The sequence below is a fragment of the Acinetobacter bohemicus ANC 3994 genome (genome assembly GCF_000367925.1).
GTDB classification, from domain to species: domain Bacteria; phylum Pseudomonadota; class Gammaproteobacteria; order Pseudomonadales; family Moraxellaceae; genus Acinetobacter; species Acinetobacter bohemicus.
Map to the genome: position 1 here is coordinate 33049 of NZ_KB849164.1, position 14896 is coordinate 47944.

12 protein-coding genes are annotated in these 14896 nt (G+C 40.4%); 8 read left to right on the forward strand and 4 right to left on the reverse strand.

Translation table 11 applies throughout. From position 1 onward, the window contains the following. Positions 1-60: 60 nt before the first annotated feature. A complete protein-coding gene (locus tag F994_RS00200; protein WP_004647954.1) occupies positions 61-1158 on the forward strand; it encodes an agmatine deiminase family protein in 1098 nt (365 codons plus the stop codon). An 85-nt stretch (positions 1159-1243) separates the two neighbouring features. Then, the gene (locus tag F994_RS00205) at positions 1244-1786 is read left to right on the forward strand and encodes an AAA family ATPase (protein WP_004647955.1); all 543 of its coding nucleotides are present in this window, start codon (positions 1244-1246) and stop codon (positions 1784-1786) included. A gap of 423 nt (positions 1787-2209) precedes the next feature. Here F994_RS00205 and F994_RS00210 read toward each other — a convergent pair whose 3' ends face one another. Next, positions 2210-3220, reverse strand: coding sequence for an AraC family transcriptional regulator (locus F994_RS00210; RefSeq protein ID WP_004647956.1), 1011 nt, complete (start codon positions 3218-3220; stop codon positions 2210-2212). A gap of 210 nt (positions 3221-3430) precedes the next feature. Here F994_RS00210 and F994_RS00215 point away from each other — a divergent pair, with 210 nt between their 5' ends. The 5 genes from F994_RS00215 (at position 3431) to F994_RS00235 (ending at position 10991) form a co-directional block, all read left to right on the forward strand. Next, positions 3431-4549 carry a CaiB/BaiF CoA transferase family protein gene (locus F994_RS00215; RefSeq protein ID WP_004647957.1) on the forward strand — a complete coding sequence of 373 codons (1119 nt, stop codon included), beginning with the start codon at positions 3431-3433 and terminating at the stop codon, positions 4547-4549. A gap of 121 nt (positions 4550-4670) precedes the next feature. After that, complete coding sequence (locus F994_RS00220) at positions 4671-5936, forward strand: carbohydrate porin (protein ID WP_034696402.1); 1266 nt, start codon at positions 4671-4673, stop codon at positions 5934-5936. A gap of 189 nt (positions 5937-6125) precedes the next feature. Then, entirely contained in the window at positions 6126-8528 is a 2403-nt protein-coding gene (locus F994_RS00225; protein WP_004647959.1) for a glucose/quinate/shikimate family membrane-bound PQQ-dependent dehydrogenase, read from the forward strand. 341 nt (positions 8529-8869) lie between these two features. After that, positions 8870-10513 (forward strand): nitrite/sulfite reductase, encoded by a 1644-nt coding sequence (locus F994_RS00230; RefSeq protein ID WP_004647960.1) that lies wholly within the window; start codon positions 8870-8872, stop codon positions 10511-10513. Then, on the forward strand, positions 10506-10991 hold the full coding sequence (locus F994_RS00235; protein ID WP_004647961.1) for a DUF934 domain-containing protein: 486 nt from the start codon (positions 10506-10508) through the stop codon (positions 10989-10991). Before F994_RS00230 ends, F994_RS00235 begins: the two co-directional genes overlap by 8 nt. Before the next feature lie 62 nt (positions 10992-11053). Here F994_RS00235 and F994_RS00240 read toward each other — a convergent pair whose 3' ends face one another. The 3 genes from F994_RS00240 to F994_RS00250 all read right to left on the reverse strand — a co-directional run bounded on the left by F994_RS00240 (position 11054) and on the right by F994_RS00250 (position 13464). Then, the gene (locus F994_RS00240) at positions 11054-11500 is read right to left on the reverse strand and encodes a VOC family protein (protein ID WP_004647962.1); all 447 of its coding nucleotides are present in this window, start codon (positions 11498-11500) and stop codon (positions 11054-11056) included. A 153-nt stretch (positions 11501-11653) separates the two neighbouring features. Continuing rightward, on the reverse strand, positions 11654-12829 hold the full coding sequence (locus F994_RS00245) for a thiolase family protein (RefSeq protein ID WP_004647963.1): 1176 nt from the start codon (positions 12827-12829) through the stop codon (positions 11654-11656). 113 nt (positions 12830-12942) lie between these two features. Beyond that, positions 12943-13464, reverse strand: a complete 522-nt coding sequence (locus F994_RS00250; RefSeq protein WP_004647964.1) for a GspH/FimT family pseudopilin — start codon at positions 13462-13464, stop codon at positions 12943-12945. Positions 13465-13834: 370 nt separating this feature from the next. Here F994_RS00250 and omp38 point away from each other — a divergent pair, with 370 nt between their 5' ends. Further along, positions 13835-14872 carry an outer membrane protein Omp38 gene (gene omp38 / locus F994_RS00255; protein ID WP_004647965.1) on the forward strand — a complete coding sequence of 346 codons (1038 nt, stop codon included), beginning with the start codon at positions 13835-13837 and terminating at the stop codon, positions 14870-14872. Positions 14873-14896: the final 24 nt, after the last annotated feature.

Below are 14896 nucleotides of genomic sequence, written 5' to 3' on the forward strand. Positions count from 1 at the left end.
GTTCGCTTTTAATTAGACTGCATCTTCAATATTTTTTGCTTGATTACATGGGGTAAAGGGATGCTCAAACTAAAAAGTCGCTCTGCTGTCATTTTGTTGCTGTTGTCTTTAGTCGGGTGTGATTCATCTGGTGGTGATCTGGGAAAAAATAATATGGGAGAGAACAAAACTAAAGTGAGTCAGACTTATTCGAATCAGGTGGCTAATGACAAAATGTTATTGGTTTTGTCCGCGCCATCCATCCATGATCCTTACTATAAATCAGCATTTCAACGCATTGTCGATTTCCAAATTAATTACGCAAAATCAATTTTGGGTAATGATAATGTGGTGATTTTAGTCGATGAAGACACCAAGCCTTTTTTCACAGGCAAAGTGCCAGAAGATATTTTACTGGTGGATGACGTGCGTGATATTTGGATGCGTGACTTCACCACGGTCAATCCAAAGCAGCCTGTGCAATTTAGCTATACTTGGGCTTCGATGAGCCAGAAGCAAAGTCAGGACGTACAAAAAAGTTTTAGTCGTTTTGCTGACCGCTATAAAATTCAACGAGCCAAAACAGATTTGATGATTGATGGTGGGAATCTTGTCGATGATTATGCAGGGCGTGTGATCACAACGACTCGTTTTATGGAAGATAATGAACTGAGCTATGATGAAGCCAAACAAGAATTAAAAACCGTTTTAGGCGCGAGTCAAGTTGCAATTTTAGAACCTGATGAAGAAGTGCTTGCCCATTCCGATGGCATGGTCAGCTGGGTGGATAAAAACACACTGCTGGTCAATGATTATTCAAAAACACCTTCTTTTAGAACCGTGGTCATGGATGAGTTGAAAGCTTCATTTCCATCAGTAAAAATTGTTGAAGTGCCGGTTGAGTATAAAACCAATCCGAAAGGACAATGGGACGGCTTTGAATCGGCATGTGGTGTCAATCTTAACTCGACCGTGACTTATAACAATATTTATGTGCCGACTTTTAATATGCCGCATGATCAAAAAGCGCTGAGGATGATTAAGCAAAACACCACTAAAAAAGTCATTCCTGTAAATGCTGAAAGTGTTTGTCCTATGGGCGGCAGCGTACGTTGTCTGACTTGGCAAGTTACAGGTGAAAATGCAGTGAAACTCATTCAAGCTGCGAGAGAAAGATAATCATTTGAATAACTTGCATCTGCTGCTTCACAGGTAGATGCAAGTCCGCTAAACTCGCCTGCCATTTTTATTGTGCTGATAAAAAATGAAATTTATTAATATTATTGGTACCACAGGCTCAGGTAAATCGACATTTGCCCGAAAATTGGCACAAAAGCAACAATTACAATATATTGAACTTGATAATTTATTATGGCTGGATGATTGGCAGGAGTCAGCAGATGATGCCTTCTTTTGCAAGCTTAAATCGAGTATGGAGGCAGCTGCAACAGGTTGGGTCATTGATAACCTCTATACCCGAAGCATTGAGATGATTTGGTCACAGGTTGATACGGTCATTTGGTTGGATTATTCATTTTCACTAAATTTGTATCGTCTGACTAAACGGACTTTATCTCGTGTTCTGAGTCAGCAACCATTATGGGAAAATTCTAACAACAGGGAAAACTGGAAAATGATGTTATCCAGAAAATCAATTTTCCTCTGGATGCTTCAGAAATATCCACAAAATAAACAAAGATATGTCGCCATGATGCAGGACTCTAAATATCAACATATTCAATTTATTCGTTTAACATCACCCAGACAGGCGCAGGAGTTTTTAAAACGCTTGAGCGATTTCAATTGAAATAAAAAAACCTGAGTAAGACTTATAATGTCAGTTAGTTAAGAAGTTGACTGGGGTTTTATTTTTTAAATTCATGATGTTATTCGATACGCGAAAATGTCATCCGCAACTGTTCGAGGCATGAGGTGTATACACCGCAAGATTGGAAAAGTACAGTTTCTGCGATTTATTAATCAATAAAAGGGATTTGGCGAGTTTTGCGGTGAGGCGCACTGCGCCGCAAGATGCCTTTCTTGCGAACTCAAAATATATTTTGAGTTTCTCATTTGGGCTTATCCAAAGTAATAGATGAGCTCCAAGTATTTGATTTAAAAATATAAGACTCCGTTGTGGAGAACTAAAAAGTTAAGGAGTTTATTATAAAACTCCTTAACTGATCAGCATTAGAGCAATGCTCAGGCTTTTTTATCAACTCATGAAAAATTAATGATAGCCGTGTAATTGACGGTACAGTCCCGGTGTGACACCTGTCCATTTTTTAAATGCACGGTGGAAGGTACTGGTTTCACTAAAGCCAACTTGTTGTGCTACATCTTCCAAGGTTAAATTTGGATTTAATAATAGATGGATTGCAGCATCACGGCGTAAGGCATCTTTCACACCTTGATAACTTTTGCCTTCCGCAGCCAAACGACGACGTAAAGTTTGCGGTGAAAGATAGAGCATTGACGCGACATCATTCAAGGTTGGCATTTCTTCACCAATTTGGCTTTTTAATACGTCACGAATACGTGAAGTTAAAGAGTTGGTGTTTTTAAATTTAACCAAAAGCTGAGCAGGCGCAGCTTTCAGGAATTCTTCAAGATTTTCTTCCGTTTGACGAAGCGGTAAATCTAGATAGTCGGCAGCAAAGGTAATTTCGGTACGCTGTGCATCAAATTGCATGACAGGTGCAAAGAACAGTGCATCGTATTCATCTGCATGCGCAGGACGAGGGTAGCCAAAATGCACGCGTTCTAAAGGCAGACGGCGTTCAATCAACCAAGATGCTAAGCCATGCCAAATCATCAGCATGCTTTCAGTAATGAAATGATCTGGATCTAGACTTTTTGGAATTAGGGGAACCAGACGTGCTTCATGCTTGTCGCGTTCTAGGGCAACTGACCATTCATCACCAAACAGTTTATAAAACTGCGATGAAAGTTCTAAAGCATCTCCAAGCGTTTTGGCGTGGATAATGAGCTGACACATAATGGCAAAAGTGCCTAAACGACGTGGCTGAATATCAAAGCCGATATGTTCGTCTTGGGTTACCATCCACAACATTTTAATAAAACGGGTGTACTGTTCTGGGGAAATACGTGCTTTAGGCTGACGTAATAACTCTGCCTCTATGCCGACATGGGACAATAAGGTTTCAACGTCCATGCCTAGACGTTTGACACCTGTGAGAGCCGCATTGACAAAGTGGATACTAATCGTATCGCGACTCATGTTAAATCCTTCAGTCTCTTTTATATTCACTTTTAGTTGACCTAAATGACGCTAAAAATTATTTGAATAGCAATTTACAATGGGTATTTTGCCTTGTTTACATCTTAAATTGCCGAAATGATCAAGGTAAATGGCTGAACATGACATTGTTTTATGACTTTTATATTTCTAATATGGATAAAAAATCAACATAGAGTGAGTAAAAATAACATGGATACAGCTTTAAAGGGATTGAAAGTCCTCGATTTTTCCACACTTTTACCGGGGCCATTTGCCACATTGTATTTAGCAGATTTAGGTGCAGAAGTGATTCATGTCGAATCGCCTTCACGCCCAGATCTGATTCGTATCTTCCCGCCTTATGCCAATGGACAAGCGACTTCACATAGTTATTTGAATCGTAATAAGAAATCTATAGCCTTAGATTTAAAAGATCCGCAAAACATAGAACTGATTAAAAGTAAAATTGCTGATTTTGATATTGTGGTGGAGCAGTTTAGGCCCGAAGTGATGAAACGACTGGGTTTGGATTATCCTACGCTCGCAAAAATTAACCCGCGATTGATTTATTGTTCCATTACGGGCTATGGGCAAACAGGACTTTATAAAGATAAAGCCGGTCATGACATTAATTATCTTGCCCTTTCTGGGATTGTCGGGCATAGCGGTCGACAAGACAGTGGCCCACCGCCAATGGGCATTCAAATTGCTGATATTGCGGGTGGTTCTTTACATGCGGTGATTGCTATTTTATCTGCGGTGATTGAACGTCAACGCAGTGGACAAGGGCAGTATATTGATATCTCAATGACCGATTGCGTGGCTACTTTAAATAGTATGGCTGCGGCCGCTGTTTTAGCTGGAGAAACCAAACAGTATGCAGAACAATCACATTTAAATGGCGCGACTTATTATGACTATTATCAGACCCTTGATGGTCGATATTTATCGGTAGGTAGTATTGAACCGCAGTTTATGTCGGGTTTAGCCACCGTTTTAGAACTGCCGATCCTTTTAGAAAAAGGCACTTCTTTTGATGCGACAGATCAAAAGTTAGTGAAACAAGCACTGCAAGAAAAAATTAAAACCAAGACATTCACAGAATGGTCATCCATTTTTGCAGAATTAGATGTCTGTGTAGAACCGGTTTTGCACTTAGATGAAGCATTAACTTCGCCTTTGGCAAAACAACGGCAATGGGTGGTTGATGTTCCTCTTGCTGAGGAAAGTGCACAGACCGAAGCTCAGTTAGCATGTCCGATTAAATTTTCACGCTCAAAGATGAGCTATAAGCATATTGGCAAAAAATTAGGCGAAAATTCTTTTTAAATATCACAATGTGATAAAATATAGCCATATTTAAACAAAAAAATAACAAAAATATGCATTATTTACAAATGATAGGCGTAACCTATACATAGGTTACATATTGTTGAAAAGGTCACTAATGATGAATAAATATAGTAGAGAAATATTTTTTGGAATTAGTTTTTTAGCAGTAAGTTGCACAATACAAAGTACTTTTGCTAATAGTGCTTTTTCATCTGAAAGCCCGTGGATGTTCGGTGACTGGAATGGTCAACGTACTGAATTACAGCAAAAAGGTTACGCCTTTAGCCTAGGTTATACCGGTGAAATGGCAACCTTGCTTGATGCAAGGCATGCTTCTAGCCATGGCACTGAATATGCGGATCAATTCGCGATCGGTGCGCATTTCGATTTAAACAAAATCTTAGGTTGGCAAGATACTGAAGCACAAATTACCGTGACTGAGCGTAATGGCCGTTCACTTTCACAAACTTCAGATGCATTAAATGGTCAATCGACTGGTGTTGGAAATGGTCATTTAAGTTCTACACAAGAAGTCTGGGGCCGTGGTCAAACTTGGCGTTTAACTGATTTTTGGATCAAGAAAAAATTCTTAGATCAAAAATTAGATGTGAAAGTGGGGCGTTTTGGTGAAGGTGAAGACTTTAATAGTTTTGACTGTGACTTCCAGAATTTGGCTCTTTGTGGTTCTCAGGTGGGTAACTGGGTCGGTGATCAGTGGTACAACTGGCCAGTCAGCCAATGGGCTGCACGTGTGAAATATAACGTCACGCCAGACATTTATGCACAACTAGGTGCATATGAATACAATCCTGAAAATTTAGAGCGCGGTAAAGGCTTTAACCTCAGCACCGATGGTTCTCATGGTGCCATTATTCCTGCGGAATTGGTTTGGACACCGAAAATTGGTGCACAAAAACTTCCGGGTGAATACCGTGCCGGTTATTACTACAGCACAGCTGATGCTGGAGTGATTGCTCATCAAGATCAAAAAGACCAGCATCAAGGGGGCTGGATTGTTGCGAAGCAACAATTAACGGCACATAACGGTGATGTCTCTCGTGGTCTCACTGGTTTTGTCAACGCGACTGTGCATGATTCAGAAACCAACAATGTTAGCGATATGCAAAATATCGGTCTGGTTTATAAAGGCGCGATGGATTCACGTCCTAAAGATGAAATTGCTTTCGGTCTTGCACGTATCAACTTGAACGATGCTCTAAATGATGGTCGTAGCGAAGAATATGATGCAGAAGTTTACTACGGTTTACATGCAAGCAACTGGTTAACCATTCGTCCGAATGTTCAATATATTCGTCATGTCGGTGCATATAAGCATGGCGAAAATGCTTGGGTGGGCGGGGTTAAGTTCCAAACAGCATTCTAGTTTGTAGATAATAAATACTTGAGTAACAACTGAAGCCTTGAATTTTTTGCGCTTTCAGACATGCTATATCGGTAGCCTTAGGTATTTAAACTTAGGTATTTAAAATCTAAAAACTAATAAAAAAAGCTTCTCATACTTGTTCACAAGTATGAGCTTTTCAATTAAGAATTTTAGAAATAGGTGGTTAATATGAATACTCCATCTTCAGGTTCAGGATTAAAAACGATTTTAGCCATTGTGGCTATTATTCTCGGTTTAGTTCTGCTGATTGGAGGGATTTATCTTGCAGTGCTTGGTGGGTCTTGGTACTACATCATTGCAGGTTTATTCTTCATCGCGACTGCAATTTTATTGCAAAAATTAAAAAGCTCAGCACTGATTGTGTATGCAATATTGGTATTGGGTACAGTGGTATGGGGCTTATGGGAAGTGGGTTCTGACTTCTTCGCATTGGCTCCTCGTTTGGATATTTTGGGTCTATTTGGTCTTTTATTGTTAATTCCAGCGGTCACTCGTGGTTTTAATGAGAGCAAAGGTGCAAAAATTGCTCTGACCGGTACATTGGCCATCACTATTGCAGTGATGATCTATGCGGTATTTAATGACCCGCAAGAAATTCGCGGTGAATTAACCACTAAGCAGCCTGCCACTGCACAGCCGATTCCGGGGATTGCAGACGGTGATTGGCCAGCCTATGGTCGTACTCAGTCAGGTCTACGTTATTCGCCATTAACTCAAATTAATTCAGAGAACGTGAAAGACTTAAAAGTCGCTTGGACGTATAACACAGGCGATTTTAAAACTGAAAATGACTCAGGTGAAACCACCAATCAGGTGACGCCAATTAAAGTTGGCGACAATATGTACATCTGTACAACGCACCAAAAATTGGTTGCGCTAGACCCGACAACGGGTCAGGCGAAATGGACATTTGATCCGAAATTAAAAGCGGATAAAACCTTCCAACATTTAACTTGTCGCGGTGTTTCATATTTTGATGCGAGCAATACCGCTGGTTTCGAAACCAGTTTAGCTGCGAAGAAAACCATTTCAGCAGAATGTCCTCAAAAAATCATTTTACCTGTCAATGATGGTCGTCTGGTTGCGATCAATGCTGAAACGGGTAAAGCATGTACTGATTTTGGTAAAAATGGCGAAGTTGATTTACAAAAAGACATGCCATTCCCTTATCCGGGGGGGTATATCCCAACGTCACCGCCAGTGATTACCGGTACAACCATTATTATTGCTGGTTCAACCACAGATAACTATTCGACTGAAGAGCCATCGGGTGTGATCCGTGGTTATGATGTCAATACGGGTGAACTTCTTTGGGTCTTTGATACGGGCGCGGAAGATCCAAATGCCATTCCTGCACCGGGTCAAAAATATGTTCAAAACTCGCCAAACGCATGGGCACCTTTAGCCTATGACGCGAAGTTGGACATTGTGTATGTGCCAACGGGTGTCGGTACGCCTGATATTTGGGGCGGTAACCGTACTGAGTTGCACGAGCGTTATGCAAACTCAATGTTGGCGATCAATGCAACGACAGGTAAATTGGTGTGGAACTTCCAAACCACGCATCACGATTTGTGGGATATGGACGTACCATCTCAACCTACATTGACTGATATTAAAGACAAATCTGGGAATTTGGTTCCAGCAATTTATGTCTTGACTAAAACGGGGAATGTCTTTGTTTTAGATCGTCGTACGGGTGCAGCGATAGTTCCGATTACTGAAAAACCTGTGCCACAAACGGTGAAACGTGGTCCACAAACCAAAGGTGAGCGTTATTCTGCTACACAACCGTTCTCTGATTTTGATCTTGCACCGAAAGAAAGATTAACGGACAAACAAATGTGGGGTGCCACGATGTTTGACCAATTGATCTGCCGTGTGTCTTTCCATAAATTGAACTACGATGGTATTTATACTCCACCTTCTGAAAATGGGACTTTGGTATTCCCCGGTAACTTGGGGGTATTTGAATGGGGCGGTATGTCAGTCAACCCAGACCGTCAAATTGCCGTGATGAATCCAATCGGCTTACCATTTGTCTCTAAACTGATTCCAGCTGATCCGAACCGTCCAAAAACGGCCAAAGGCGCGGGTACTGAAGCCGGTATTCAGCCAATGTATGGCGTGCCTTATGGTGTTGAAATTAGTGCGTTCTTGTCTCCATTCGGTTTGCCATGTAAACAACCTGCTTGGGGCTATGTGGCTGGTGTCGATTTAAATACGCATCAAGTGGCTTGGAAACGTCGTATTGGTACAATTCGTGACAGTATGCCGGGTATTCCTTTACCACCATTTAAAATGGGGGTGCCAATGCTCGGCGGTTCAATTTCTACTGCGGGTAACGTAATGTTTGTCGGTGGTACTCAGGATGATTACATTCGTGCAATCAATGTGACCAATGGTGACGAACTCTGGAAAGGTCGTTTGCCAGCAGGTGGACAAGCAACCCCAATGACCTATGAAAGCAACGGTAAACAATACGTGGTGATTATGGCGGGTGGTCATGGTTCATTTGGCACCAAGATGGGTGATGCTTTGGTGGCTTATGCTTTACCCGATCAAAAATAACCTATTGTAAATGATCGATTTAAAAGCCTGATTCGTCAGGCTTTTTTTATGCTGTAAATAGAGTTATTTTTAACAATTTAATTCGTTTATTTAAAATAGTGATTCGTTTTTTTGCTTAGATTTGCAGATTTAGGTGGTATATGAAAAATAATGATAAACAAGTGAAAAGAACATCAAATCTGATAAAAGCAGCAGGATTCTGCTGTATCCCGCGCTGTCTGTGAAAGCTTGACACCCTTATCAATAAAATCGCTATTAAATATGTAAAAAACGCATTTTGTTGATAGGTTAAATCTCGTTATGCTGTGCATCGTTATAATAGAAACTACTAGCTGTACGCCATGTATTTATATACTGATTTTGATCAGCAACTGGTCAATGAACGTGTTGCACAATTCCGTGACCAAACGGAACGTTATTTAGCGGGTAAATTGACGGAAGATGAATACCGTCCGCTACGTCTACAAAATGGTTTATACGTTCAACGCTATGCGCCAATGTTACGTATTGCCGTGCCTTATGGCTTAATGAACTCAAATCAACTGCGTAAAATTGCAGATTTGGCAAAAGAGTACGATCGTGGCTATGCCCATGTATCAACACGTCAAAATATTCAGTTTAACTGGCCAGCACTTGAAAATGTGCCTGACATGTTGGCAGAACTTGCGACAGTTCAAATGCATGCCATTCAAACCTCAGGTAACTGTATTCGTAATACCACCACTGACCAGTATGCAGGGGTGGTTGAGGGTGAAATTGCCGACCCACGTCCAACTTGCGAATTGATTCGTCAATGGTCAACATTCCATCCTGAATTTGCGTTCTTGCCACGTAAATTTAAAATTGCCGTCTCTGCATTGGCGGAAACGGATCGTGCCGCAGTTTCATTCCATGATATTGGTGTATATATCGTGAAAAATGAAGCAGGCGAGGTTGGTTATAAAATTAAAGTGGGTGGTGGCTTAGGCCGTACACCAGTCATTGGTAGCTTTATTCGTGACTTCTTACCACGTGAAGATTTAATTGCATATTTAGAAGCCGTTTTACGTGTCTATAACTTGCATGGTCGCCGTGACAACAAATATAAAGCGCGTATCAAAATTTTGGTTAAAGCGTTAACGCCTGCCGTTTTCGCGGAAAAAGTTGAAGCTGAATTTGCGCATACCATTCAGACTTTAAAAATTCAGCCTGAAATTTTGACAAAATTAGACCAAGAATTTACCCCGTTTGATTATCAAGATTATGCAGATGAAGACTTTACGGAATTGTTTGCAGCGCATCCGAAATTCAAGCAATGGTTTAATATCAATACCAATGCACATAAAGTCAAAGGTTATCGTATCGTTACGATTTCACTGAAACGTACTGGTATTGCACCGGGTGATATGAGCACTGAAGAGATGAACTTGATCGCAGATCTTGCAGATCAATATACCTTCGGTGAACTTCGTACCACACACGAACAAAATATTTCATTGGTTGATGTGCCGCAAAAAGATTTATTTGCAGTATGGCAAGCACTTGAAGCGAATAATTTGGCACGTGCACATATTGGTTTTGTCACCGATATTATTTGCTGTCCGGGCGGTGATTTCTGTTCCTTGGCAAATGCGAAATCTATTCCAATCTCTGAAGCGATTTCACGCCGTTTTGATGATTTAGACACGATTTACAACTTGGGTAAATTGGATCTCAATATCTCAGGCTGTATGAATGCCTGTGGTCATCACCACGTGGGGAATATTGGTATTTTAGGTGTCGATAAAAAAGGTGCCGAATTTTACCAAATTACCTTAGGTGGCAACGCGGATCATGATGCTTCAATTGGTGACATCTTAGGACCCTCATTTGCAGCAGACCGTGTACCAGATGTGGTTGAAGAAATTTTAAATACCTATCTTGATCTTCGAAACGAGGGTGAAGAATTCATCGAAACTTATCGCCGTGTTGGCATTCAACCCTTTAAGGAGCGTGCATATGCTTAATACCGCACTACAAGTGCTCTCTAAAGATGGCACGATTGCAGACAATACTTATCAAGTAATTGGCGAAGATGGCATATTGCCACAAGGTGATGTGGTTTTAACTGTTGAACAGTTAGACCAAATTGCAAATGTATCTGGTAAAAAAGCACTATACATTACTGTGGATGCATCTCCTGAAGTAAACGAATTTCCACTGGATCAACTCGATGCAATCTTTATTGAGTTTGCAGGCTTTAACGATGGCCGTGGTTATTCATTTGCAGCATTGTTGCGTCGTCAAGGCTATCAAGGCGAACTTCGTGCGACAGGCGATATTTTTAAAGATGTGTTGAACTATTTGAAGCGTTCAGGTTTCGATACTTTCGTGGTGAAAGAAGGTAAAGATATTCATGAAGCGGCAGCAGGTTTACATGATTTTAAACATCCGTACCAAGCATCGACGGCAGTTGAACAAGCAAGTTATCAAACAGGTGCTTAATTTCAATTAAGGACTTAAAAAAAGCCGGATGAATTCCGGCTTTTTTGTGTTTAAAGAAAATCTTACATCTGTTCTAATTGGCAATTCACCATCCATTTCACCCCAAACTGATCGGTAAAAGCGCCATACAATGCTCCCCAAAACGTTTTTTCTAAAGGCATTTCAATTTGACCATTGAGAGATAAAGCATCAAATAAGCGTTTTGCTTCTGCTTGCTCACTGGCAGCTAAATTAATCGAAATATAATGATTGGTGCCTTGGGTAAAGACAGTATTTGCTGCACAGCATTGATCATTGGTATCGGAGGCCATCAATTCAGTAAATTCATTGATCGGTAGGGACACATGCAGAATAAGATTTTTATCGGCTTCTGATAAGGTGACACCTTCTTCAGCAGGTAATTCACCATAACGGGTCAGGTTGGAAAACTCACCACCAAAAACAGATTTATAAAAGTTGAATGCGGCTTCGGCTTGACCCTGAAAATTAAGGTAATGATTGAGTTGCATCTTGATGTGTCCATATTGTTGTTTTGAAAGATACAACTTACCAGCTCATATGTTAAATATTAATGAATAAATTGTAATCAAAAAAAATCCCTCAATAATGAGAGATTAAGTTCTCTCTCCCCTAGGGGAGAGAGTTAGAGAGAGGGGTAAAAATTATAGTAATTCAATCGCTACCGCAGTTGCTTCACCACCACCAATACATAAAGCAGCAATACCTTTTTTACCGCCAGTACGTTTCAATGCATGAATTAAAGTCAAAATGATACGTGAACCTGTAGAGCCGACAGGATGACCGAGTGCACAAGCACCGCCATTAATATTCACTTTTTCAGCATCTAATTTAAAATCATCAATCGGGCACATGGTAACCATAGCGAAAGCTTCGTTAATTTCCCAAAGATCGACATCAGAAGCCGTCCAGCCCGCTTTATCCAACGCTTTTTGAATGGCACCCACTGGCGCAATGGTAAATTCTGAAGGGTGCTGAGAATTTGATGCATAAGCCACAATTTTCGCAAGCGGGTTTAAACCTTTTGCTGCTGCATTTTCTGCTGACGTTAATACCAATGCCGAAGCACCATCAGAAATTGAACTGGCATTGGCAGCGGTAATGGTGCCGTCTTTGGCAAAGGCAGGGCGTAGCGTTGGAATTTTATCAATATTGGCATTAAATGGTTGTTCATCTTTATCAATGACAACATCGCCTTTACGCGATGAAACCGTAACAGGTACGATTTCATCTGCAAAATAGCCTTCGGTAATCGCCGTTTGAGCACGTTTGAGTGAGCGAATAGCAAAATCATCCATTTGTTCACGCGTATAGCCTCGTGTATTGGCCATATCTTGTGCAAAAGAACCCATTAAACGACCTGTTTCAGCATCTTCTAAGCCATCAAGGAACATATGATCTTTGATTTCACCATGACCCATGCGATAACCAGCACGTGCTTTTGGCAACACATAAGGTGCATTGGTCATTGACTCCATACCGCCTGCAACCACAATTGCAGCAGAACCAGCTTTAATCATATCTGCTGCCTGCATGACAGCTTTCATACCAGAACCACAAAGTTTATTGATTGTTACCGCACCTGTTGAGTCAGGCAGACCGGCTTGGCGCATTGCTTGACGTGCAGGGCCTTGTTTTAATCCAGCGGGGAGTACACAACCCATTATGACTTCTTCGACATCGTTTGGTTGTAATCCTGAACGAGCAATCGCTGCTTTAATAGATGCTGCGCCCAGTTCGGGTGCTGTTACAGTCGCTAAACTTCCTTGAAAACCGCCCATTGCTGTACGTGCACCATTTACAATTACGATGTCTGTCATTGTTTTGCTCCGATCTTTACTTTTAAGTAGATTATTTTCCAAACTTAATCAGTATATTGAAAAAAACATAGGAATAAAGTCTGATTGTGCTCTAGTTGTAGACTCATGGGTTCTTAGCAAGTTAAGGGCTTTTCAATCCGGACATTTCCCATATGACTGAGTATGATTTTATACGCTGGTTGCTGAGCGATGGAACAATAATAAAAACTGCCATTCGAACCAATAGGAAGACCATTTGCTGCTTGAAAAGTTAAACTTGGAATGCTTAGCGTTCCTCTCCAATTTAAATTGCCATATTTCAAATCGGTTGATTCAGCCAGAATAATCTGTTCATTGGCATCCACCTGTCGGTTTTTATTCGAGTCGAGAAAAATAATAAAACCTGAATTCCAATGGTTCACTTGACAATTTAATTTATCTTGGCTAGGGCAAATGACAGCATTGCTATGGTGAAGAGAGGCCTGTGATTTTGCCAATTGAATACTTGAAATCAGTTTGTTACTGGTTTTGATTGTTTCTTGTTTGGCCATGATTTCATGGAAATAAGGTAGGGCAATGATGGTAAGAATCGCTAAAATAGCGATGGTCATGATTAGCTCTATGAGCGTAAAACCATTTTTTTGTTTAAAAAACATTGAATTAACCTTTTGGTGTATTTTTTTAATTGTTTATGTTATTAATGTTTTGTTTTTAATCGTTTTTTCTGTAAGTAATATTTATTACTCAACTTTTAAGAAAACTGTTAAAATAATTAGCAAGTGACCATAAGCTATTCGCAACAAAAAATTGAGTAAAAAATTACCGAATTACAACGGAAATTGTAAGTAATTTTGTCAATAATTCACTTGATTAAATTTATCAAGCACTTGGAAAAAAAATGAAGTGTTTGTATGATTCATAGTGAGTAGCTTAAAAATAAAACTGGGTATTAGAAAACCTATTTCAGGATAGCCAAATTTTAGGCTTGAGCTTGAACAACAATTGTTATCTCTGGAGGATAAATCCATGAAAATGAGTCGTATTGCACTAGCTATGCTAGTTGCTGCACCTTTAGCTGCTGCTAATGCTGGCGTAACTATTACCCCATTAATGGTTGGTTATACTTTCCAAGACACGCAACACAACAACGGTGCAGATCATTTAACAGATGGTCCTGAACTTCAAGACGATTTATTCGTTGGTGCTGCGATTGGTGTTGAATTAACTCCATGGTTAGGCTTTGAAGCTGAATATAACCAAGTCAAAGGTGATGTAGAAGGTGTTGGTGTACCTACAGGTGCAGAGTACAAACAAACTCAAATCAATGGTAATTTCTATGCGACTTCTGATTTGATTACTAAAAACTACGACAGCAAAATCAAGCCGTACGTATTATTAGGTGCTGGTCATTATAAATATCAAGCTGCTGGTTCAATCGCTGACAGTGAATCAGAAGAAGGTACTTTAGGTAATGCTGGTCTTGGTGCTTTCTGGCGCTTAAACGATGCTTTGTCTTTACGTACTGAAGCTCGTGCTACTTACAACATCGATGAGGATTTCTGGAACTACACAGCTTTAGCTGGTCTAAATGTTGTTCTTGGTGGTCACTTGAAACCAGCTGCACCTGTAGTTGAAGTTGCTCCAGTTGAACCTGTTGTTCCAGTTCAACCAGCTCCACAAGAGTTGACTGAAGACCTTAACATGGAACTTCGTGTGTTCTTTGATACAAACAAATCAAACATCAAAGATCAATACAAACCAGAAATCGCTAAAGTTGCTGAAAAGTTAGTTGAATATCCGAACGCTACTGCTCGCATCGAAGGTCACACAGATAACACTGGTCCACGTGCATTAAACGAACGTTTATCTTTGGCTCGTGCTAACTCTGTTAAATCTTCACTTGTAAATGAATACAATGTAGATCCAGCGCGTTTGTCTACTCAAGGTTTTGCTTGGGATCAACCGATTGCTGACAACAAAACTAAAGAAGGTCGTGCTATGAACCGTCGTGTATTCGCGACTATTTCTGGTAGCCGTACTGTACTTGCTCAACCAGCTCAATAATTTATTATTGAACTGAGCTAAAAA